Source organism: Acidobacteriota bacterium (assembly GCA_016208495.1).
GTDB lineage: Bacteria > Acidobacteriota > Blastocatellia > Chloracidobacteriales > Chloracidobacteriaceae > JACQXX01.
Genome location: JACQXX010000064.1, coordinates 32,733 through 57,034, shown reverse-complemented (window position 1 = coordinate 57,034; position 24,302 = coordinate 32,733). Strand labels below are relative to the sequence as shown.

Sequence of the window (24,302 nt, the reverse complement as noted above, 5' to 3'; positions counted from 1 at the left end):
GTCACCACGTCACATACACCGGCTGTTCCATCCAGCGATGAAAGACAACTGAAATGCCCCACGGCAGTTGATCAACCAGAATATCCACCGTTTTGCGCTGAATATGGAGCGTCCAGCGGTCAGCCGCACGTTCCAGCTTTCCTTCCCGTCGGAGAAACGTTTCCTGCAATCCGGCAACCGAAGTATTGGAAATGATTTTCCAGTTGGCAATGATGGATTTCAGCAGCGTGTCACACATCTCCAGTTCTTTTTCCGTGGGTGTGTATATTTGTTCGATGGGGGTTGGAACCGGCACACCACACAGGATCTTATTCAGGACCAGCAGCGGTTCCGGGGTTGCCGTGCTGCCGTCAACCAGGTATTGCAATAAATGCACGCCTCGGGTGATGGCTTCCCTATCCCGAAACGACATCTTTCCTTTGTCATCCTGGGTAAGGAGATCCAGATTTTGAAACAAAAAAGGCAGGAATGGGGCGGTGAGCACCAGACCGGCATTCGAAATATAAATTGGCTCGCCAATGGCAATCACTTCTGAAGTGGTGGGGAGACCAAACGCTGTTTTTCCTCGGATTTTCCGGGTGGACGTGGCTGTTTGAGCCGAGGCGGGTTTGGGTTCACGTTCCGGTTCGGGCCGGTCCTGGCTCTCCCCGGCGCCAAGTGTGGCTTCCCAAATCGTAAGCAGCAATTTTTCATCTGTTTGAAAGATTGCTCGCAACCCGGCGTGGCCTTTGACGCTTGCCCGGTGTCGCGCCTGGTTGAGCAATTCCCTTCCAACTGAAATACTCTCAACACTTCCAGGGATCGTTGCAAAAAGCTGCCGGGCAAAGAACTTAAAGTACATTGTCACCATCCGCTTGACTGAGCGGGTCGAACTGGTGGTTTCAGCCAGAAATTCAAGCAGAAACCGCCAAAATAAAGGCCGTCCTGACAACATTGGACTATTTGGCGGGGCGACTTCGATCCAGGCTGAAAATAATACTTCAGCCGCATCAATCAGGCTGCGACATTGCACTGGCTCAAACAAATAGACCAGCCGGACAAGAGCTGATTCTGGGAGCGATTTGACCCAGTACTCGCGTTTTTCAGGCGATGAAAGATGGCGACTGACGGCGGAATGTGCCGCTTCGGGAAATTTCTCCAGGAACACAAGTGCCCGGTGGTGCAGCTCGTCTCGTTCCATCGGTTGAAAATCCGCCTCTGGACTGGCACTGACAAATTCAGTCGGAAAGTCCTCGCCGAGCAAATAAGTTTGCACTGCAATTTGAAACTGGATCGCTTCAACCGAAGCCGAGGTGGCTGGTTCAAACAGAGCCGGCAGAATATCACTGACTTGATTGCCTTCATTGATCAGGGCGAGTGCTTCGCGAAAGGCGGCAACCACGGCTGCCGGCATTTTCCCTTTGGAACCCCACGTATCGAGTTCATCCAGAAAGAATTGGACAATCTCAGGTGGGAGCGGAAATCCAAACAATCGCCTTAGCAGCCGGAGGAAAAAGGCTCTGGTGAGCGGTGTTCCTTTCTTCAAGGCCAGGACCTGACCAAGAAATACCTGCACCCGCTGGGCGTTCGGAAGCGGCCAGGTCGAGGCTGGAATCCGGGTCAAGATCTTCAGCCAGAGATTGAGCGTCGTGGATTGCTCCGAATGGAATAATTCAACCAGTCGAACACCGTCTTCACCGGTGCACTGGTGAGCGATTTTTTCGCCAAATCCGGGAATCCGCTGAAGTTTCTCAAGAAAATGACTGGCCTGACCGGGATGGAACCGAAAGAGCGCCTCAAATAAATCAACCAGCGGGAATCGCGGATCAGGCTTGAAATCCCCAGCACTCAACCACGAAACAATCTGGGATTTAAGCTGATGCGGCGGCCACTGATGTGGTTTGGTCGTTGTTGACGGTTGCTGAAACGAAGCCGTTTCATCACTTGCAAACTGTTCAAAATCAAGCGGCTGGTTTTCCAGAATGGCAATCAGAAGTCGGCTGTAAAATGTTGTTTTGTCTGAGGTTTGCCCGGCAAAAAAAACCAGCGATTCAGCCAGCGGATGGTCTGCCTGTTGAAGTTGTGGAAGCAGTATTCGAATCAGTTGCACCACCTGTGCTTCAGTGAGGTATTCCACCAGGTGCCGGATTCCGGCTACCGGCTCACCTGGAAAAACCTGAAGGACCTGCCTGATTTGAATTGCCGTCAATCGAGTGAGTGATTGAAACACCTCCGCCACCGTCACATTCAGATTTCGCAGTCGTTCGCTCCAGGGCAAAACCCCATATTTGAGGAAATAGCGAACGGCATCCATCCAGTCATAGGTATTGAGCCAGCCGCGCTGAGTACCGGTCTCAACCCTTCTTTCCAATGCCGGTTTGGTTGAGGATGTAACTGTCTCATTCAATTCGCTTTTTTGAAAGTCATTCACTAACTCGCGAATGATGGCTGGGAGCGAAGATTTCGGCGAGAGCACTTTCTCAGTTTGTTGGAGGCCAAGGCTCAGTGTGGTCAGAATCTGGAGAAAATCGAGTCCTTCGCGTTCTGACATGCCTTCAAGCAGGGTTTTGACAAAGGTCTTGCGGTTAAATTGCGAACCGCGTTCCTGAACCAGATATGACAGCACCAGCAACCAGAGCAGGTTGGAAAACTGGATATCACCCAATGGCAACACCGGCTGGACCCGATGGACTTCCCGAAGATTAAGCAGGTAGGCCAGTATCAACGCCGCATGTTCGGGTTCAAGGAGCTGCAATATTCGCCGGAGTGCTGCTTCATCAAGGCGCAGAACCAGCCGCTCAAGAATCTGACGATGCTGACCATAGGTTTGAATCAAGGTCACAAACCGCTGAGGAAGTGTTTCCGCCAGTTTCAGCACCAGCATTTCAAATGAAACAGGGGGCTCTGGCCTGGTGCCGAAGGGGAGTGCCCCATATACAAGATAACTTTCAACCAGTTGCCAGATTTCCTGGTTATGTCCCTGATCTAAAACATGTTCTGGTTTTATTTCCACTGATTCCTGACCAGATGTGCCGAGCGTTCTGGATAACTCAAGGTGAAAATGTTTGATGGCTTCAGGTGGAATGGATTGCGGAGGAGCGCTTTCAAGCATGCTCTGAATACTCGATTGGAATTCATGAATGAGTTCGCCAATCACGGCTGGCAGCGACGTCTTTGGCGAAAGGTCTTTCTCGGTTTGCTGCAACCCAAAATGGAGTGTGATCAGAATATGGAGAAAATTGAGCCCTTCGCTTTCGGCCATGCTTTCGAGCACGGATTTGACAAAGCTTTTGCGGTTAAACTGTGACCCGTGCTCCTGGGCGAGATAGCCAAGTACCAGCACCCACAAGAGATGCGAAAATTGCTTTTTGTTCAGCGCCAGCACCGGTTGGATCTCGTGGACGGCCTGAAGGTTCACCATATAAGCGAGAATCAACGCTGCGTGTTCCGGCTCCAGCAAAAAGAGCAGCCGGCGTAGGGCAGCCTCACCAAGCTGGTACAGGAGCCGTTCGATGACATACCGCTGATGGCTATGGGTTTTGACCAGTTCGACCAGTCCTTCAGGGTTGGTTTCAGCCAGGTGAAGTACCTGTCGTTCAAATGAAAATTGACCTGCCCCGGTGGACCCAAATGGAAGTGTGCCTTGAACCAGGAAGTGTTCAACCTGTCCCAACAGGCTTTCTTTTTCGGATCGGGTTCGATTTTCCGGCGTTGGGTTTTGGGTAATGTCGGCAATGGCATCCGTCAGTGCCCGCAGGAGTTCGTGATACAGCCGTTTAGCCGCCGTTTCCTCAAGTTGTTGAAATGGAATCGTACCCAGGTCAACCTTGACCTTTGAAATCTTGATGGTCTGGCCTGGGATTGAGACTTCATTGAGGACGCGTTCGATGACCGGAACCAGCGACCGCCGATTGATGTCGCCCAGGCTGGATTGGAGCGCCATCGCGAGTTGTTCGTTGGCGGCCTCGATTTCAAAGGTTTGTTTGCGAAGTGAGTGGTGCATTTGGAGTGCGTCGGAGTGCGGCGGCTTGACGCCGCTTTCTCTCTTTTAAAATTGTGTATGCTTTTCCAAAAACCGCGTCAGCCGGTTTGAGGCAACAATCAGTTTCCACAGATTTTCTTGTTCGAGCGCCTGTCGCCACGCCCAGTACAGCGCTTCAAACCGGTACAGTTGCCAGGGTTTCAGAAAGCAATATTGATCCAGGATGTGTGACGGCGTGTTTTGACGAATGATTTCACGGACCTGATCTTGATAATTCTCAGAATCCGGTCCGCAATTCGGAAGGCACAGCACCGCCGTGATGGTAAAACTGTAGTGAAATGGCTGTGGGTCTCGCGGGCTTTCACGTTCGACTTCCTGGCTGGTTGAAGCCGGAGGTGTTTTTCGGTCGGCACGACCAAAGCGCAGCAAGGTATGTTCGATGATGTACAGTTGCTGGCTAAATCGCCGCAGTTTTTGCACCAGATTGACCAGAGCCGTTACGCTGGCCTGGGCGGTCTCCGGGTCGCTGTATTTCCCGACCAGTCGCCAGTTTTTTTCATTCGGAGACTTGCACACCACGGCGGTTGAAGTATCTCCGGGCAAGATGCCGGTTCGAAAGCTGGCGTGCTCGCTGGCGGCGTGCAGGAAGTCTTCGGTAAACGATTGGCCGCGCAGCAAGGGCGGCATTTGGGAAGACGTCTCGGCTTCGGTTGGGGCCGTGACACCGGTAAAGTGTTCGGAAATATGATCGGAATGACGGCTCATGCTCCGGCCTACGGTGGCTTTGGCCTCAGTTTCAACCAGTTCCAGGGCCTGTTCTTCAAGGATGTCAATCAATGGGCGTTCGGGGTAAACCTCCATTCCAAGCTGAATCCGGCATTTGATTTCCATCCCAGCAATGTTGCGCGGCAGCGGCGGCGCCAGGTAATCAAATCCGCTTCCACGCTTTTGGGTGCTGGTCACCAGATGCTGGAGCAACGCCAGTTTGGCCTGGAGCAATTGTTCGCCGGAAGGGCTGGCTTCCTGATTCGGGTTGGTTGAATCAATGATGGAATCCGCATCAAGTCGTTCAGCAAAAAGGGCCAGCAGGAAGTCAAGAAATCGATTGCGGCGTTCCATCACTGGATCCTGGCTGGCAATCAATTCAGGCAATCCAGTGAAGTATTCTTCGCCCAGCAACGGTTTGACGTTGGGGACTGATTTGATCAGGTACTGAAAAAAATACGTGGCGTCCAGATCCGAACGGGTTGAAAAAAGGTCTTTGGCTTGAGCCAGTTGCGAAAAGTAATCTGCCAGCAGTTGTTCAAAAACCAGCAGATAGCCTTTGAGTTGTTTGGCCTGTCCGCGCCGAACCTCCGAAGCCGCTGAAGGCAATCCATATTCGCTGATGCCATAGACATTCGGATACTGATTCTGGATCGAATAATACTGCTCCAGGTCACGAAATTGCCCTTTTGGGAAGCCAAACAGTTCTTCGTACTCAGGTTGCAGCGGATACCTTCGGCGATATTCAGCCCAGAGTTTCTTTAATTCGCGTTTGACCCGCGTTGGGTCTGGGAAGTACTCAACACCGTTTTTGAATAACCGAATTGAAAACCCTCCGCGCCGGGTATTGGGTGAGGTGTCAAGGTCGGGGATGTCCCGCATTGGAATGTCAATCGAACCCTGGGCGGTGATGGTTTTTCCTGGGGGCTCGACGCGGATGGTGACATCTTTCACGCTTGAAACCCCTGGACAATTGGCGATGACCCGCACCACGTCCTGTCCTTTGATGACCGTAGGTTTGGGCTGCAACTGGGCGTCGTCAATGAAGCCTTCGTAGAGCAACGGGCCGTTAAAAATTTGATCGGTTGGAACGCCCTGACGAACCAGAGATTTGAGCGATGTGCGTGGGATTTCCGGCGCCAGAAAATTGCCTAAGTTGAAAAAGATGCCAGCCAGGATTGCTTCCGGAGTTCGGCTTTCATTGATGGTGACTATTCCAGAAACCACTGTTTTGAGTGGCTGCAACAGAGTGATCTTTCGGAGGTCTTCACAGAGGCTTCGAAACCGGTTGTACACCTGCCGGACCCGATTTTTCACATGTTGCCGGGCGGGCTCATCCTCATTCTCACAGTGGTGATGGGTCGAAGGTGCGTACCCATAGACGTCATACAGGCCGTTGACCTGCTTTCTGGCAATTTTGGCCTGATGTGGAATCAACCAGATGTTGGCAAGCTCTGGAACACGGTCAAGCAGGATTTTTCGGAAGTCATTATTCGTCACCGGGTTACAGGGTAGGATTCGCTTCGGAATAAACAGCGCCTGCTGACGCGAGTTGATCGAGCCGTTTCGATTGGTCAGAAGGTCCGCCATTGGAAATTCAGCCCGATACGACAGTTCCGTCAAGGCATAACAAAGCTGCTCAAGCGTGGTCACCCCTGGATCGTGCTCGTTATAATCAGTCCAGATATTGCCTGACAATTGTTGCACGAGTTCAATACCCGTGGTTTTCAGGTAAGCATAGTCAAGCCCTTTATTGAGCGGCGGTGTCGGATTGATCGTCAGTGGTTCAGCCATATTTTGAGGGTTCAGGGTTCAGGGTTCAGGGTTCAGGTCAGAATGCTTTCCCGTTTGCCAGGTACTGATCATAAAAGTCCTGGGGAGACATTCCTTCTTCATATTCAAGCTGATAGGGTTCATCCGGGTAATCAGAAAGATTTGCACCGTATTCCTGGAAGAACCAGTGTTGTAGTTGCTGTATCCATTCCTCAAAGCTCAATTCCTGCCCGCCCATCTCCATATCGTCCATTTCCATCTGGTTGTCTTCGATTTCGTCGAGATCTTCGACAATATTGTCTTCTTCCTTTTGAAATGATTGGACTTTAACGCCTTCAGGTACTGGTAATTGGAGATTCTGATTCCCTTTGGTTTTACCTTTGTTCCATTGTGATACAGCCGATAAAAAGACACCTGAAACCCCGCCAGTGGTGTAGGTCATTTCTAACAATTGAGGTTCCCCGTCTTGTTCTTGAGCCCAGCCATAGGCAATGGATCCAAGGTATTGACCCGTTGCCAGATTGTACGCGGCGGTAATGAAGGTTTGCCCCATTGGTAAGCTGAGTGCCTTTTGTTTGTTGAGATCTTTTATCCCCAATCCTGGGTTATCGAGTCGCCAGGGTTCTTGCGTGACAACCTGTTTTCGACGGGATGTTCCTTTGTTAAGTTTGCCTCCGATCTGGTAGGTATCATCCTGAATCGGGGTCTCTGTGAGGGATTTTGCAGAAGCCGCACCAAAGATTGGATTATTCGAATCGGTAAAGTTATCAATTCGAAACCCTGTTTCGGGGCTGGTTCGAGCTTCGGAGGTTTTGTCTAAATGTATAATTTCACCATCAATATTGGACTGGACGACCTGGATGAGCGCGATTTTGTCTTCTCCAATCCCATCTTTTGGACGATACGTTAAGGTGTGTTCGGTCAGCCCCCTCCATCCTTTGTTCTGGATCGCATAGTCGCTGAAATCCCAGGTACCGTCTGCTGTTTCCATTTCAAATAGCTGTGCCACTGAAGACGCCGCTACGGTCTGGTTTTCCGATGGATGAAGTTTTAATCCCCTTTCTGCTTTGGCTTGCAGGGCTTTCCCTCCCATCACATCGGCTTCGCGTTCCAGGCCAAAGTCGTCATTGATGGCTACGTCTTGCAGTTGCGTCGTTGGCTGAACCCGGCCCTGTTTTTGCTGGACAACGTGCCACGCTTCGTGGGCGAGATGCTGTTCCTGCCCGGGGCCAACGTGGATGTCCGTTCCCTGGGTATACGCCAGCGCCTGCAACTGGGCTGGTTGTGACGAATTGTAATGAACATTGACGTCATCAAGCGATATACCGGAAAGCGATTCGATACCGGTTTTGAGGGTATCTGGAAGACCTGTGTTATTCGCGACTGGAACTGGCGTTTCCGGTGACGTCGGGCTATCTGTCGCTTTGGACTGGATGACGGTATCGTCTTCGTCTTCGCCAGGGTCAGATTCTTTTTTGAGTTTCTTGAGCTTTTCTTCTGATTCGGAAACCTCGCACATATCGCATTTGGCCTGAATCGGAGCTTTCCGTTGCGCCAGCTTTTCTCCGAGTTTGGTTTGTGCCACCAGCCGTGGGCTCTGGCTGAAACGGTCCTGGAGTTTCAATTGAGTCGCAGCACTGGAAGTCTGGTTCAATTTGGCGTGAATCGGGCTCAGTGGGGTTGATTCCAGTTCCATTCCGAATCCCTGGATGGTGTCCCTGGTTGGGTCAGCAAAGATAGATCGGGCGGAGTGGGCGGGAGCACTGCTTTTTTCGGAAAAAGTCTGCATACATTCCTCTCATCTTCACATGCCGTAGTAATACCGTTTCAAGAGCGGAACCAGCCCTGATAGCCACTCTGGATCCTGATCGAAGGCAAGCTTAAAAGTCTTGGTGTTGTAGAGCTTCCAGTATTTTCGGCCTTCTGACAGAAATGCTCTTTGGAACATTTGAAAATTATGAACTGCTGGAAAATAGATTTGGTTGATGATGGTTTGAGCTGCTCCACTGTAGTCCTGGTTGTAATGATCAATCACACTGGGAAGAGTATTGAGTAAAAAAGCTGACTTTGGAACTCTTGTGCCGCTGACATCAAAACCTTCTGCCTCTTTCCATAAATTGTAATATGAGCCGGCATTTTGGAGTTCATCGCCTGGAATCAATTTCCAGAGCATTTGTTGTAACACCCTGGCTGACACACCTTTAATCAGGTACTCGCCAGTATTTTTGTTGACTTCGTCGTAGCTGAAAAACATGTCCCGCCAGGCTGGCTCTGTCAGGGTCGGAAGCACGCCAACCTTGTCAAAGACATCCAGCAATTTCTTATTGTGCATAATCGGCCTGGCTTTGGTCTTGAGATAATACAGGTACAATCGAGCCCGATTCTCAAACTCCTTAACGTTTGTTGAGGTTTTATACGCATCGGTGCCGACTTTAATACCAAGCTGGATTTCCTTTTCCATCTTTTGAGGTTCATCCAGACTGTTGAGTTCTTCATCATCCGGTAACAGTCGTCCATCCGCGGTTTGTTCAGCCAACCATACTTTGAGTTCCGATGGTAATGATCGAACCCACGCCGCGATGTTTGACCAGTTACCGACGTTGGGCGAACGCATTGCCACCATGCGTTTCGCACGGCTCGAATTTGGGTTGTAGGTAAACGTCTTCTGGAGTTTTGGATTGATCTCCAGTTCCTGATAGGCTTTATCCCGAATATATGCTTGCAGTTGCGGGTTGGTCTTCCCAAAGATGGCGGCCACTTCATCACCGTCGTAATCTCCGCCAAGCCATTTTTGGATCTTGGCCGGAACGCCGATAAAGCTTCCTTTGGCATACCACTGGATGGCGGCGAGTGTGCCTTCAATCGTGAAATCCTGGATCGCTTTGCCCATTGAGGAGCGGTCTGTTTCACGGTCAACCACGTCTTCGGCGTCTTCCTCAAGCGATGTGTCGCGAACCCATTTCTCATAAAGCTTTCGATCTTTTGAAGATACAACCAGATCTACGCCTTTCCAGTCTATCGGCCACAACGAGTCGTCAATGACACCGACCATTCCCTTAAAAAATGTGAGCAACTCGTCCTGGCGTCCAGTCAGGGTGTATTGAATGCCTTCGATATTGCCGACCAGTTTTGAGATTTTGGTGTTTTGTTCGATGTTTTTGGCTGAAATGGGATGGAAGTTTTGCTTATCCACTGGCGAGCGAATCAGCGACATTTCACCTGGAAGATGTTTGGTGTAGCGGGTCTGGTCTTTGGGAATCACGACATTTTTCCCCGGCACTGGCATGGCGACTCCCATTTCCATTGGTGGTTTGCCCGTGGTCAAGAGGCTCATCACAGAGCGCTTGGATTGGAAATATTCGTTGGTGCCAGCATTGTGTTTTTGCTGCAAAAACTCCTGATAGCCTTGAACCCATTGGGATAAGCCCCACTGGACCAGTTCATTGATGACATCAATATTTTCTTCATCAAACCATTCCATCATCTGGTGGCTGGCTTTTCCACTCTGGGCGACAGGTTGCCGTTTTTCATATTGCATCCCACCGCGCTGCATTTTATCGGCCAGGCTCTTTTTGATGTAACCCCACCCGTCATCAACCTGAATTTCCGTTCCGTCTTTGAGCCGAAACGTGTGCTCCATTCCTTTTTCAATCGGGTAGGCCCGGCCACGGATTTTCCCCGTAACTCCAGCATTTACGAGCGGAAATAAAGACCGTTGGGCGTAGTACGATGATTCTTCATACCCAAACATATCCTTAAACATTTCGACACTACCTTCTTCAATACCATAGACCGTGCTGGATTTCCCTTTCGCTGGTTTGATCGAAGATCCTGCCATGAGATCAATGCGATATTTCTTGCCTTTGTATTTCACTGGGGTTTGAAGCGTCTCTTCGTCAACTTCGTCCGGCAATTTGACAATAATGAAATTGTATTTGCCCTGAGTCAGGTCCAGAAATATTGGATGAACCATTTCTTCCTGGTCCTCTTGCTCCAGGAGGTTCCCGTCAATATCAACCACAGGTATCTTTTCTTTTTTCTTCACGTCAATTGGTTCAACTTTGGTTGGAGATAAATCTTCACTCTCAAACGCTTGCTGCAGAAGTAATTGCAGTTTGCGAATATGTGTTTTGTCAAACTCAGTATCCTCAAGTAACTCTGAGATTTCGTCAAATTTGGGGTGGTCCTTCAGGTTATAAATTGCCGCCATCGCTTTTTGAATGGCGTCTTCCCAGGAATCAAATGAAAGCTCCTCATTGAGTTGAGCCCAATAATACAACATATTGACGATGATGTTTTTGTATGGGTTATGAGGTACATTTTTCTCAATCGCGCTTTTCCGGCGGTATTTGGTTCTGCCTTTATAGGGAACATCCACATCCAGTGTGCGCTGAATTGGTGCATTGATTGGAGATAACCGACGTTGAAGCGCACTTCGGCTTGTAATTTCTTCTGCCAGTTTGGTTTGGGCGGTCACTCGGGGGCTCTGATCAAGTTTTTGTTGAAGCTGAAGCTGGGCTTGAACCTGTGGCCGCTGGTGCAATCCGGTCAGTTGGGAAGCTTCCGCTTCATTTTGCCTGGGCTGGTAATGACTGGTTTGTTGGTTTTCAGCGGTGGTGTACATAGTTTGCCTCGCCCACAGGGTTTTGCCTCATTCGGTGAAGGAGTCCAGTTACATTTCTGGTGTCAGAGGGGACATTCGCGTCCCAACGTAGTTCCCCAAATTGATGAAATTGGGGGAAACATTGACAATCAAGTTGTAATACTGTTTCCATTTGTCTCCCCTGGTTGGCTCAAGCAAATCCCTCACACACGTTCGTGTGAGTAACTCATACAAACTTTCAGGTCGGATGCTGCGGGGAATGGCTAAACTGACGGGACCGGTTCCCTCGCGGGTCCATTTTGGGACTACCGTATCAGCCCAGGTAATCGTGACCGGCGCGGTTAAACTGCCATAAAGATACGTCAACATCTTGGAAATACCGCTTAATCCCCTGGCAATCGCTTCAGTTGGAAGATCCTGATTCCACTCTCTGGAGGTGCCGGTAAATACCTTTTTGACCTGTTGAATCGCATAAATGGTGTTTTGTGCGAACTTGCGGCCAGGTTCCCGGAACGCCTGTTCTGCATCTTCAACTGCCTGGCGGAACAACTCCTGAACTCGAAGAAACGAAGAGGTTGCCAGGCCAATCGTTTTGGAGAGTTCAAACTTTTCAGGCTTTGCAAATTCGCCGGTAAATACATCCTGGACCTGATTTTTTGGCTCCTTTTTTCCTTCAAGCAACCCAGCCAAAAACCAGACATAATTATCTGGATTGCGGGTTGCTATTTCGGGGTTCAGAGCAGTGATCAGCCGCTCTGTCGTGTAGGCATAATCAGGGACGCCCAACGTGGCATGGACCGCTTCATGAATGACTGTATTTCGTTGTGCTGTTTGATCTAATGTGGTGAAAAAGCGGGTTTGAAGGGTAATTGTTCCCCCCAATGTATAGGCGTTGATGGAGGACCTGTCATCAGGGCGGTAGTCAATCCGAAGCCGGTTCCCCTCCAGGTAGGCTGCAATCCGGGCAAGATTGGCGAGAACCGTATCCACCGCTGCCGGGCTTTGAAACACCTTGGCAAAATGTTCTTGCACCTCACTCTGGCTGATGGTTGCCCGCAAGGTTTCGGTAGCCAACAGAACCGTTTTGATGGCGCTCTTCCTGGCAATTTCAGCCGCATCTTCACGGCTGGAGGCCGAAGTCGTGACATCGCCGGATTCAAGTACAACCATCTGACTGAGCCAGTAGGCGTCTGGGTCAATGGCTGGCGACGTCATGACATCCAATTCCCGTTTGACCAGTTTGAGATAGAGCGACGGCTCAATCCGAACGCCTTTATTTTGCAACAACAAAAACTCGGTCACTTCAGACTTTGACAACCGGCTGATTTCTTCATCTGAGAGCGAATTAACCTTACCTGCTAAAACCGGATCGGGTGGTTCAACCGGGAGGCTCCGGTGCTTTTCTTTTAAAAGTGTCAATTCGCGCGTCATGAGACGAAATCTCTCGTCAGAAGTGAGCGGAAGTGTCCCGCGCCCATTGAGCAGAAGGTAATGGGAGGCTTTCTCAAGAGGCAATTCTTCAATGTTGACTTCCAGTTTGGTTTCTGGATCCTGAAACCTTTGAATCGGCGGGTTGGTGAAACGAGGTCGTTCTGACAAGGCAACGCCCAGTTTTGCCTGGGCAACCACCTGTGGGCTCTGATTGAGCGCCTGTTTGAGTTGCAACTGAGTCTGGTTTTGGGAACGCCGGTTGATTTGGTTGCTCAAAAGACCTGGCCCGCCAAAACCAAAACTCAAAGGGAGTGACTCGCCTTCTGATTGCACCAGGGAGGAAGAAGGTGTCACAGAGTTGTTTTTCGAAGTGGTTTGTGGCGAGGCGTAGGCATTCATCGTTTGTTTCCTCCATTCTCATCAGGAAGACCAACTTTTAGAATCAATACCAGAGTTTGGAAAGCGCATAGCGGTACTGGTTGATGAAGGCATACAACTCTTCAGCTTCGCTGGAGTCTGGTAATTGAATGTCATATTCCCCGGTTGGCCCAGCGGTAAGTCCCTGGAGCCCAGGGTTTGGGACAAGCAAATCGGTAATGTCTTCATCACCAGCGATGACCCTCCATCCGTTTGCCTGAGCTTCCTTCAACGCTTTCACTTTGGCTCTCACATCCGTGGCTAACCCTTTTGGTTTCTTGCTTGCCTGTTTTTTCGCTTCAATTACTTCAATTGGGACATACTGGCCATCACCGAGGACCTGAACGACCAAAACGTCAATTTCGCGTTTGATTCTAGGTCTACCGGTTTCGGTTAAATCTTCAGGATCAACAATTTTCACACCTTTGAAAACTTCAACATCACCCTCGATGAATTCATCCTCGTGGCCAGCCTCGGCGGCATCTTTGGCTTGAAGTTCAACAATCACCCCTTTGAGGTTGGTTGGAATGCCTTTGCCTCCGCGTTCAGCCAAATACTCTGGTTGCAGCCAGTACCTGACTTGCTCGTCATCGAGCAAGCCCAGGTCTTTGGCACGCTGCCAGCGTGGATCCTGCTGGGCTTCCGACAGGGATTGAACTGGGATGACGTCTTCAAGTCCAGCCAAATCAAGCTCATTACCTTTGAAGTCTTCATCTTTAAAATCAAGCTCATTACCTTTGAAGTCTTCATCAACATCCACACCTTTTGAAGAGGAGGCTGCCAGCACGGCATCAGGTATAAAGCCATCATCAATATTTCTGTTGAGGGCAGTGATTATTTGATTTAATGACTTAACAGTTTGAGATGGTTTGGCACTACCAGACTGTGATTCAACTTTGGTCAGATCTTTTTGCGCTTTGGCCAACCTTGGGTCTGCAGGTGTGTTTGTGACGCCGAGAGACAGTTGCCGTTCAATTTCATTCCTGACAATTCCAATCATCAGCGGAATTTCAAACTTTGAGGCTGACTCAGGAAATGGTTCAAGTTTGGCTTGTAAGACATCTTCTTCATCAAAATCAGCTTCTGGTGATGAAGTGAGCGGGAATTCATCCAGTTTTCGTTGAAGTGGTCCCTGGGTTTGATGGTTAAGTAGATTGAAATCACCAGTTACCTTCATCTGGAGTGCCTTGTCACCCATCACATCCGCCTCGCGTTCCAACCCGAAATCATCATTGATGGCGACATCTTGGAGTTGCGTCGTCGGCTGGACCCGGCCCTGTTTTTGCTGGACGACGTGCCACGCTTCGTGAGCCAGATGCTGCTCCTGACCAGGAGCGACGTGGATATCCGAACCTTGAGTATAGGCCAGCGCCTGCAACTGGGCTGGCTTCGATGAATTGTAATGCACGTTGACATCATCGAGCGACACGCTGGAAAGTGATTCGATACCTGCTTTCAGTTGATTGGGTAACCCGGTCTGGTTTTCAACGAATGAATTTTGAGCCGAGTTGGTCGCACCGACAGTTTTGGTTTGGGTGACAATATCTTCATCCTCATCAGCAGCTTTGGTTTGTGTGACAGCGTCTTCGTCCTCAATCACGGTGGATGGTTTCGGCTTTACTTTCTTTTCCTCGTCCAAACAGGTATCGCACAGGCGCTGGAGCGGTTGGGTACGGTTGGTCAAAGCCTGGGCGAATTTGGCCTGAATCGCCGTTCGCGGGCTTTGGTTCAAAGACTGTTGAAGCTGAAATTGGGTTTGGACCTGAGAACTTTGATTTAACGATTCAGGAAGAGCGCGTTGTGCTATTCCTGTCGTGGGGGAACCGTCCACCATCTGGTTTCTTTGAGCAATAACAGGTGTACTGGCTGGTTGCTGGTGCAAAGGGCGATGTGGTTGTTTCGCAAAAGTATTCATCGTGTTGCTCCGCATTAGAAGTATGGTGGAATTCTTCGGCACAAAATCTGGAAAACCTGGGTTAGAGATTTTGGAAATTGCCGGGATAGCGAAGTGATTTCAAGATGGCATCAATACAAAACAAGGTGTTGCAACTATTTGAGGTCGCAAGACCTGAAACCAGGTCTGAGACTGATTTCCCCCACAGATCGTTGCGAATACTTTGGAGTGGAGGGACCTTCGCCGGAGGGTCTTGCAGCATCGCCGTCAGAAAGAAGACATTTTTCCCAATCGGAGTTTGTTTATTCGATGCCTGACTTCTCCAGGTACTATCGTCAATTTGACCAAGCGCAAATTTTTCAATCTGGCTTCCGGCAAGTAATTTCGATATATGGGGTGGTATTTCACCAAGCACTTCATCGCCCAGCCCTTGTGCTTCTTCTCTTCGTTTGGCCCAGTATTCTTCAACCTGCTGAACGACTTCCAAGGGAACCGGAGTTTGTGCCTGGAGAAAGTTCTGACCAATCAATTCTGTATCCTTTGACGAAGCAACCGGGATCGTGCCGTGAGCCTGGGCCCAAGCAAACAGAAGTTGACTGGCGGTATATCCGAGTTCTTGAGCCCACTTCTGGAATTGTTCGTCCTTGACGACACCGCCCATAAGGCCAAACCCTAAATAGGTGATTCCTCTGGATTTGGCAAATTCTCTGATTTTTTCATCGGGTCCCTTCGGTGAAAAGCGATTGGAAAGAACATCAACTTTATAAATCGAATTCTGTTCATCTTCCGCTGAGGCAATCTTTGCAAACGTTTCGGAATCAGCTTTGACATTACTGGCACCAACTGCTTTGACAATGCCTTCCTGTTTAAGAACCTGAATCGCTTTGAACGCTCCCTCAATGTTTTGCTGGCTTTCCTCAACATCGTGAAGTAAAACGACATCCAGATACCCACCAAACTTTTCCGCGACCCCTTTTAGTTTTTCATAGATCGCTTGAGCCGGTTCACCAGGTCTGAATTTGTAAACAATTTTGACATCGTTGCGATTCAGATTCGGGGATTCTGCCAGCACTTTGGCCAAAACATCGGTGTTCCCATAGGATTCAGCCGCATCAAACACCCGATAGCCGGCCTCCACCGCTGCTTTGATTTGTTCTTCATTGCGTTCGTCAAGGCCGAAAGCCGTCTGGTTTTCCTCCAATGATTCGCCGCTGGAGATTTCAATTTCCGTCCCGCCGACCACCGGGAACACCCCCGTTTTGTCTTTAAACAGGTACAACCCCATCAACGCGCCTCCTGACCGCCCAACAAACTTCCCATAGCGGTAGACTGGCGGGAGGTTTGCCGCGCCAACTGGAATTCGGTAAATAATGTTTGGATGAACCGGTTTTAATTGTGGAGTGAGCTGTATTTCATTGGTCTTCATCAACTGCACCACATTCTCATTTGAGTGGGATAAACCTGTTTGATTGGCTGATTTGGTTTGAGTGACAGCATTTTCGTCTTCAATGGTTTCCGATAGTTTGGATTTTACCTTTTTTTCCTCTTCGGAACAGGTATCGCACATCCGCTGGAGTGGCTGGTCCCGATTGGTTAGCGCTTGCGCAAATTTGGCTTGAAGGGCAGTGCGTGGGCTGTGGTTCAAGGAGTTTTGAAGCTGAAGCTGGGTTTGCACTTGAGGACTTTGATTTAACGATTCAGGAATGGCTCGTCGGCTCTGACCATCAGTGGTTAGGGAACTGGGCACAGTTTGTTTGCTTTGGGTGACTTGAGAGGGCACGGATTCTTGCCGGAGCAGGTTCCGATTTGGCTGTGTCGCAAAGGTATTCATATGGTTCCCTTTTCAAATGACGGTTGTGGTCTTCCTCTGGCTACAAACCGCAAACCGATGTACTTTCAGGGTTTATTGACCTTTGACAGCTAACGGATAGCGATAGTTGAAATATTGCTCTCCTCGGGCTGATGTTTGGGCTTGCTGGTTTGTGAACCCATACCGGGTAACAACCTTGTTTCGTTCTTTGGTTGAGGTTGAATTCAAATACGAACTATCAATGCTTAAAATCCCACCATTCGGGAGCAGGTCAAGAATGTCCTGTCGGAAGCGTTGTAACCGCTCTTTGCACCCATCACACGGCCCGCTGGTCCCGGCAATCACAATTCGGATTTGCGTTTCGCCAGTAAACGAATCCTTGACGTTATCCAGAAGACTATAGGCTTCCTCGAGCGTGCCGACCTCGGCATCATTTCGGGAATTATGCTCCTCATCTAAGAAGTCTTCGTCTGTTTGATCACTATATTGATAATAAGTGGTTGTTGAGTCTGGATGGGTTGTTGGTTCGGTTTGTCCAAGGAGTTGACCATCAACAAAGACGGCTGCCGCGGTAAAAATCCCGCCAAAGTTATAACTGGACTGCGAGACATCGCGGAGCACATCGGCCTTTCCTAATTCATAGTTGATCAACTTGATATACCCTGAGTCCCGTGCGTCGGTTGGATCCAGCATGTCCTTAATAAAGAGCAGGCTGTCATAATCCATTGACATTAACTCAGCCACTACCTCATCAATTTGATCATCATTTTGGGTGTCTAAGTCTCCATTGGCACCCAGTATCAAACGCTGGACCACTGGTCCCTGGGTTGGAACAACCTGGGCGGTATTTCCTTGGGCAATGGATTTTTTCTGTAGCGGGTATTCTTCTTCATCTTGTTCTTGTCGTTGAACCGGCAATACCTGGCTGCCTCGTTTCTGGATTGCTTCCCCAAATTGAGCCTGGGTTACCACCGATTGCCGTTGATTGAGCGCGTTGGAGAAATGATGTTGGGTTTGAACGTGTGACGTGGCGTTGAGCTGATGCTGGATCCGGGCTGGAAATCCATCGGTACGTTGAACTGGAAATTGCCCGAGTGAACTGATCGGTTGAGGAGTTGTCAGTTGAGTATTTGGTCCAGATTTGGATTTGAGTTGTGCAAAAGAAATCATAGCTGGTTCCTCCTGTTGGTCAGTCACTCGGGTTGGGAATGCCAAAGCGGCGTCAAGTGGGCCGCGCTCCACCTCACGGGTTGAGCAGCGTGACCGTCAGAGTGTCTCCGTCATTGGTGGTCAGGAGCGGTGAGAAGTTTGAAAGAAAATCATTGAATGGAAACGAGTACACATTTGAAAAACAGCCGCTGATGGCATTGGCCCAGGGGTTGTAATAAGGATTATTTGGCTGGATGGCGCTGAAAATCTCCGAGCTGGAAGCTTGCTGCCAGGCTGAACTCGGCTGCGACCCAAACTGACTGCTGCCGATAAAGCCGAAGTTGAACCCGGCCATCAAATCACGGGAAACCGCGGAAAAAACATTGTTGTCGCCGGTGTTTCCATTCGGGTTTGAGGCCGATCCGTTTTGCCCATCATAGGACCACTCATAGTTCATCACGGCCAGATAAATCACCGAACTGAAGTCGGCAAAGACCATTGTCGCCGTCATCGTAAAATTGCCCAGAACGGTTGTGGTTCCAGTGATGTTGAGGGTCAGGCCGTTGTAGGTCACTGATGAAACACTGTAACTCTGCGGCTGAAAGTCAGGCGACGGTGGATTGCCAATTCCATCATATGTGTTTTGAAGCAGAATCGAATCGGTTGAATCAATAAAAACGCTCACCAGGTAATCACGAAAACTGTCATAGAGCGGAAGCCAGTTTGGATTTCCAGCATTCGGGCTGATGACGCGAACCGTTTCGTTGCTGGCATTTTTTACGACGGTGGTTGAACTGTTGCCGGACAGCGCCGCCAGCGTGGTGAGCATATTTGACAGAGCGGTTTGAGACCCAGGGACACCCCGCGTATTTCCACCGGTGTTTTGAGTCGTCGTTTCCATCTGAAGCGGGATTGAATACCAGTTGATGTAGGTAATATCGGTGTTGGCACTGGTGGTCGAGCCTGCAAACTCAATCATTTGATAGCGGTTGGTGTCGGTTGTCAGGGTGTACGCCATATCAACCGGATACCCGCCTGAGGTTGGAGGCGTGAGAGCGGCATCACTCAGGTACATATGGCCTTGCCAGTTGGGTGGATCCATGTTGATGGTGTTTTGAATGGATTCCAGGGAATACGAAACGCCGTTTTGCAGTGTCGTGCCGTCTCCGCCAGTCGCACTCAGCGTCGGGCCGACCAGTTCGGTGACGTTATTGACCACCTGTGTGGCCTGGATGAATGTGACATACGCTGTCGCAATGCCTGTGTTTTGGTTGACAAAGTTGATCGTGTACATGAGTTCTCCTTATTTTGAAGAAGTTGCAATGTGGTTTTAGTCAGGCTCCGTGGAAATGTGGTGCTGTTTGGCTGAGGTTAGAAAGTACCAGTCGAGTGTCCTGGGTTTTGGGGAATGGACGAGCGAAATGGACATCATTACTTCGACGTAAGGTCGGGTTTGAATAAACTCCGAAATATTGGCTTCCGTGGCATAGGCCCCACCTTTGGCGGCCCGGTCCACATCATAAAACCAGGGCGATAAGTAGCTGATAAGGTCACTGTTTAAGCGGTTGATACAGTCGCCACTGTCTTCGGTTTCAAGAAACTGGACTGTGGTTGTGACCGTGATCAAAACATAAACTGGGTTGACTACCTGAAGATTGATAAATGGCGAGTTTCGGCTTTCCAGGTAGGTCTGAATCTGATTCAACATCGCGGAACTGACGGTTGGTGTCGTTGGATCCATCGTTTCATCGCTGTCTGGGCCAGGAATGACGACCACCAGTACATCTCCGGGTGAATTTCCTGCGTTCCGATTGCGTGCCGGCAGGGTTTGAACTTTCCAAATGCTGGGAAAGCGTTCCAGTACCAGCCGTTCATAATCCCAGTTCAGGACCGCACGATCTTTGTGCTGCAGTCGTTCACCGACGCGAATGGTCAGGGTGCGGTCATTTTCCGGTGGTCGCCCACCAAAGGACGGCATCGGCTGCACGATGCTCCCAACGTCCGGCAGATCCTGAACCGAACTGGTAATGGTGTAAGCCGGAATCGGTGTCTTGAGGGTTTCCCCTGTGTTATCAATATTTTGCCAGGTTGCCAGCATCGCGTGTGGGTATATCCCAATCACGCTGGGAAAAGCTGGCGCCCGATTTTTTGCTGAAACCCAGAGCCACTGGTACTTTGCCGGGAGAATCGTCGTTCCCGTCGGGTCAAACCATGGAAGCAACAGACCCGTGATCCCGGTATTTTGCAAGCCGTTGGTCGTGTCTTGCCTGATTTCGGTCTCCTGGAACTCGTGCCAGCGGTTTTCAGAAAGATACTTCCACCTGACCTGGGGCAACGTTAGCGGCTGGTCGCCGGTATTTTCGGCAACCATTTGAAAGAGCAAGGTGAGCAATTTCAAGGAAGGCAACCCGGAAAATCCAAGATAGAGATTGCCCTGATTTGGAAACACTGGAAGCAATGTCGAAATGACCTCCGGTGATTGATACCCGGCGAAGGGCAGCAACTGGAAAAACATGCCATCCGCCGAATTCCACCCCGTTGCCGGAATATAACAACTGGCTTCATAGGTAACCGTGATGTATTCGGCTTGGGGAAGATAGGGTTCATTCGGATATTTGAGTTCGTTTTTCAGGCTCATGCAGTTTTTGACGCAAAGCTCATAACATTCCTCAAAGGCTGTTTCGGCTTCGGTTTGCCGATTAACCAGGCTCTTTTCCAGCGTTTCAAAGTTCGCTTTGGATTGGGCGGCAAAGTCAACCACACAGTTTTCAAGGCACAGGCAGGCATCAAGCCGTTTATCAAATGCTTCCAGGCACAGCTTCACCGAAACCGGAAGGGGATCTTGCTGCAGGATTGAAGTGATAGTCCCAAGGCATGCCTGGAAAAATTGAGCCTGGGAGATGGATGGGTCGTCTCTGAGCGATTGAATTTTTTCCTTGATTTGGGTCAATACTTGAGACGCCTGCGGGTCGTTGATTTTTCCCAGGCAGCTTTCCAGCTTTTGAAACGACTGCTGAAACAACGAATTCAGACAATTTTGAACACATTCGATAATGCACTTCGGATCGGTTGAAACCGGCATCGCCAGACACTGTTCCAGGCAGGTGACGCTGATTTTTTCCAATCCTGACTTGCAGAGCCTGAGACAGCGTTTGAATTCATCAAAATTGGTCTGGGCCTGGAGTTGATAGGTAATGATATCGGCCAGCAGGTGAAGACAGATTTCAACCAGGGAAAGACATTTAAAACACCGCGCCGATTGTTTTAGCCGGGTTGGTAAGTTCCCTGTTTTCAAGCGATTGAGCGTTTCATACAGCGTTTGAACCTGGCTGATGACCAGAGTTTTATTCCCAGTTTTCACGTGAGCCAGTATCTGACGCAGTTGTTCCAAATCGGTGCGGGCTCCTTTTTCACACTCTTCAAAACAGGTGACCGCCAGCGTGCAAATATAGGTCACGGTGTTGGTCAAGCTTTTCTCAAGGCATCCCGGATTGTCGGTGCAGGTTGCCATCTGGCAATCAGCCAGCGAGAGCAATCCGGCCTCGATCAACTGGGCTGCTGCCTTCAACATCTGGCATTCGGCCAGGCATTTTTCCTCACACTTTCCTGGATCGGGGAGATCTTCAATGACAGCATTTAAAACATTTTGGGCATAAATTGCATTGCCAAATCCATACGGAGGTTCACTGAATTCCAGCTTGAGGGCGCTTTCATTCGGGTCGTAGTAATCGGGCGGTTCAGCCGAGCAAATCTGCAATGTGGTGAATTCTGATTTTCGGCAAAGCTGGCCATCCGGCGTCGGCTCCTGGGCGTTGCAGTCAGGTTTGGTTCGAAATAAAAAGACTTCGACTGAATTTGAAGGAGTTTCTGGGCAGGGAGAGATGTCACTCAATACCCAGGTTCCAGGATTTTTGACGCGAAACACGCCTTCAAAGACCTGATTTTCAAACAGCGGGGTTGGTGACGGCAGGCCATCGAGACCAATCACATAATCCTTGTAATAGCCTGTAAACCCGGTTTCATTTTGGGGAAGGTTAAACCATTTGATTCCAACTGAAAGTGACTTGAGATCTTTACAAAACAGTTCGGAATGTTGAATTTCCAGGTATGAGCCGACGACGGGCAAACCGCCAAAAACCGCATACGGCGAGGTCGGGTCAATGGCACCGTCGGTGTTGGAGAGCGAAAGGTTGGTCAGGTCCGTCACTTTGACATGAATTTTGAGGCTGATAACAGGAAGTAATTCAAGCAACGAAAACGGATACACCCAGACCTTGCCATCTTGCCCAGTCACCCAAACTGGCGATTGAACCAGATATGCCTTGCAGGTTGGCAATTCAGGATGAGGATTTGCCACTGTCAGGTCGGGTTCTTCGGGCGAAAACGGAGCAATCGGCGGGGCTTCAGCCGGTAAGGAAATGACCAGCGTGAAGTTTGGGTTGGATTCGGTCGTGAAATTGCATTTGGCCTGATAGGTTTTGACTTCCAGCCAGCCGTCTGTGGTTGACAGAAACATTTGGAACGCACCTTCGAGCAGGGTTTCAAAGATTTCGGTCGGCGTGTCACCAGTGATGGCGGCAATTTGCTCTAATTGCGGGTTCAGGACAGTGGTTTGAAATTCCAGTGGGTACTGGATTTGGATTCGAATCGTGCGCGTTCCTCCGCCAAGCAGCAAACACTGGCTTGCCAACCCAAACCCCAGCGTCGCCAGTTCGGTGGTGACAACTGGAGTCGCTCCGATTTGAGTACTTCCAAAGGGCGGCCACGAAAGTTGATTTTCAATGGCTGCCGCCAACTGGACCACCGAGCTAAATACCTGATGCGTGGTTCGTTTTGGTCTGGTTGTGTTACTTACCGTGGAATCAACAACATAGAGAGGTCCAAACGATTTTTGAACGGCCAGAACTTGATCCAAAGCCGCAGTCGTCACGAGAAGATTTTTGTCAGCCGCATAAAGAATTTCACGGTCGTTGATGTCCTGGCCGGCTGGGAAGAGCGTCCCCTGTGGAACTTCGCCGCTGGTGACATTTTCATCATCGGCCAGCGCAAATGTCAGGTACAACTGATCTGGGACAGGTGGACGAAACGCCTGCCGGAGCACATCAAAATAGTAAAAATTGCGGTACCGGATTGAAAAGGTGTTGATTGTGTCCTGGGCGGATTGAAAAAGACGGGCAAAGGCAATGTAGAGGGCAAGCTGAGGTTTGTGGTTGCCATCTTCAAGTGTTTCCTCAACGTCACTTTGCACCAGGGGTTGCAATTCGGAAATGGCATCCTGAAAGGTGTAATAAATCGGGTTAAGTTGAGTCAGCGCCTGATCAATTTTTTTTGGGCCCGTCCGGCCTTGATAAATCGAGCTATCTCCTTTTACAGCCGCCAGGTTCCAGTTTGGCCCAAACGCCGAATACACCTGACCAACCGGTTTTCCCAGCGCCTCTGGTTCGGCGGCGCCTAAATCAAAGGCTTTGAGTTTCTGCAGCGCTGGCTTGAGGGAAGTTTCAATCAACCCGGTCAATGTGTGGGAAAGCAATCTGGTTGAAGCAACGGATTGACTCTGGCTGATGCCTTCATGCCACATATTGATCCGACGCGCCAGATCCAGCATCACGCCAAAGAGCTGGTGCAGGGCGGCAAACTTTTCGTCAAAGGCATGGGTTTGCACCGTGTGGCGCTTTCCATTCAGGTATCTGGTTTCGTGGGTCACCAGATTGGTGGCGCCAATCGAGGCGGCAAGCATGGTTGGGTCACTGATAAAAAAATCAACCCAGTTCCCGTCAATCTGGTTCTGAAGATCATAAAACCGAATGAGTTCCGCGTACCGCACTGAAAAATCGAGTAATTCTGGAAAAGGACGTCCGTCAACCGGTGCAAAGCCGGCATCAAGCGCCCGCAACCACCGATCAAACTGGCTGACGGCACCATTGATGACAATTTTTCCAGAATGCGGATCCATTAAGGCATCTCCACAGGAATGGTGGCTTCATTCAGGTAAAAGGGATAGACCAGATTGCTCCGTGAATTTGTCTGCCGGATGATGTAGTCAAGGTAGATATAAACCAGTCCAGCCTGGGTCGCGTCGGCCTGGATTTGAATATCAACAATGTCAATGCGCGCTTCCCAGTACAGAACTGCCTGACGAATAGCGTCTTCCAACTGGGTCATCAGCGTGGTGGTGACGCTCTGAAACACCATTTTCCAAAGCAGCGAACCATACTCAGGGAGCATAATTCGTTCGCCAAGCGAGGTCGAAAACAGCACCCAGAGGCTCTGCCGAATATCCAGATCGTCACTCACCATCACCACACTCGAAGTCATTTTGGAAAAGGTTGGTGGAAAACTCCAACCTGTTCCAAGAAAAGAAGTTTCGACATCTTTCATAGTTCAAACCTGATAGCAGTCAGTAGTCAGTAGTTAGTAGTCAGTAGTTCGCTAAGTTTATTTTGAACCCTGAACCCTGAACCCTGAACCCTGAACCCTGAACCCTGAACCCTGAACCCTG

At 49.8% G+C, this 24,302-nt stretch carries 11 protein-coding genes; all 11 read right to left on the bottom strand.

Annotation, left to right across the window (positions count from 1 at the left end):
- Position 1: 1 nt before the first annotated feature.
- The 11 genes from HY774_11970 to HY774_11920 all read right to left on the bottom strand — a co-directional run bounded on the left by HY774_11970 (position 2) and on the right by HY774_11920 (position 24,181).
- Positions 2-3,982, bottom strand: coding sequence for a hypothetical protein (locus tag HY774_11970; protein ID MBI4749199.1), 3,981 nt, complete (start codon positions 3,980-3,982; stop codon positions 2-4).
- 45 nt (positions 3,983-4,027) lie between these two features.
- Positions 4,028-6,520 (bottom strand): hypothetical protein, encoded by a 2,493-nt coding sequence (locus HY774_11965; protein MBI4749198.1) that lies wholly within the window; start codon positions 6,518-6,520, stop codon positions 4,028-4,030.
- A gap of 37 nt (positions 6,521-6,557) precedes the next feature.
- The gene (locus HY774_11960; GenBank protein MBI4749197.1) at positions 6,558-8,018 is read right to left on the bottom strand and encodes a DUF4157 domain-containing protein; all 1,461 of its coding nucleotides are present in this window, start codon (positions 8,016-8,018) and stop codon (positions 6,558-6,560) included.
- 285 nt (positions 8,019-8,303) lie between these two features.
- Entirely contained in the window at positions 8,304-11,123 is a 2,820-nt protein-coding gene (locus HY774_11955; protein ID MBI4749196.1) for a hypothetical protein, read from the bottom strand.
- Between the two features lie 48 nt (positions 11,124-11,171).
- Entirely contained in the window at positions 11,172-12,932 is a 1,761-nt protein-coding gene (locus tag HY774_11950) for a hypothetical protein (protein MBI4749195.1), read from the bottom strand.
- A gap of 43 nt (positions 12,933-12,975) precedes the next feature.
- Positions 12,976-14,784: a DUF4157 domain-containing protein gene (locus tag HY774_11945; protein MBI4749194.1), complete on the bottom strand. Its 1,809-nt coding sequence runs from the start codon at positions 14,782-14,784 to the stop codon at positions 12,976-12,978.
- A gap of 142 nt (positions 14,785-14,926) precedes the next feature.
- Positions 14,927-16,675 (bottom strand): aldo/keto reductase, encoded by a 1,749-nt coding sequence (locus HY774_11940; GenBank protein MBI4749193.1) that lies wholly within the window; start codon positions 16,673-16,675, stop codon positions 14,927-14,929.
- Between the two features lie 72 nt (positions 16,676-16,747).
- Positions 16,748-17,824, bottom strand: coding sequence for a hypothetical protein (locus tag HY774_11935; GenBank protein MBI4749192.1), 1,077 nt, complete (start codon positions 17,822-17,824; stop codon positions 16,748-16,750).
- Positions 17,825-17,897: 73 nt separating this feature from the next.
- Positions 17,898-19,097, bottom strand: coding sequence for a hypothetical protein (locus HY774_11930; protein ID MBI4749191.1), 1,200 nt, complete (start codon positions 19,095-19,097; stop codon positions 17,898-17,900).
- A 36-nt stretch (positions 19,098-19,133) separates the two neighbouring features.
- Positions 19,134-23,756 carry a hypothetical protein gene (locus HY774_11925; GenBank protein ID MBI4749190.1) on the bottom strand — a complete coding sequence of 1,541 codons (4,623 nt, stop codon included), beginning with the start codon at positions 23,754-23,756 and terminating at the stop codon, positions 19,134-19,136.
- The gene (locus HY774_11920; protein MBI4749189.1) at positions 23,756-24,181 is read right to left on the bottom strand and encodes a GPW/gp25 family protein; all 426 of its coding nucleotides are present in this window, start codon (positions 24,179-24,181) and stop codon (positions 23,756-23,758) included. Before HY774_11920 ends, HY774_11925 begins: the two co-directional genes overlap by 1 nt.
- Positions 24,182-24,302 lie beyond the last annotated feature (121 nt).